This is a genomic window from Micromonospora sp. ATLC16 (assembly GCF_057196645.1).
The window spans coordinates 1-559 of record NZ_JBXUOW010000182.1 but is presented as its reverse complement, the minus strand read 5'-3'; the positions used below and the strand labels follow the sequence as shown (position 1 = coordinate 559).

Sequence of the window (559 nt, the reverse complement as noted above, 5' to 3'; positions counted from 1 at the left end):
ACGGCTTTGACGGTGCGGGTCTCGGTACGGCCGTGGCCGGTCTCGCGGGTCTGGTCCCCGACCGGGATCTGCGCCCAGGGCAGGGCTTTGAGCTGGGCGTGCAGGGTCGGTTGGTTGCCCTTGACCGCGACCATCAGATGCCCGCCGGCGGCGGCGAGCAGTTCGGCGTGCCCGGTCTGGGCGTGGAGTGCGTCCGCGACGATCAGGACGTCTTTCAAGGATCCGAGTTGGGCGGCGACCAGGCGCAGCAGTGGGGTGAACGCGGGGATTTCGTTGGACTTCGCCGCGATCTGTACCTGGGCGAGGACGATGCCGGTGCTGGTGTCGTACGTCGACAGCAGGTGGACCTGCCGGCCGTCAGGGAGCCTGGCTCCGCGTTCGACCTTGCCGTCAACGGCGATGACGAGGCGCCACCGGCGTCCGGTCACCACGACCGGTGCCGCCCGGGCCCTCAGCCAGCGGGCGAGTACCGCCGACAGCACCTCGGCGTCGATGCGGATCAACAGGCGCCACGCTGTCGTCGCGGCGGGAACCCGGTCGGTGAACCCGAGCCGGTTCC

The 559-nt window shown here is 70.5% G+C and carries 1 protein-coding gene; it reads right to left on the bottom strand.

Translation table 11 applies throughout. The features are described 5' to 3' along the window. Positions 1-503 (bottom strand): ISAs1 family transposase (locus tag AC2CHE_RS26965; RefSeq protein ID WP_484507627.1); only part of this gene is annotated, 503 nt, incomplete at its 3' end. Between the last annotated feature and the right edge of the window lie 56 nt (positions 504-559).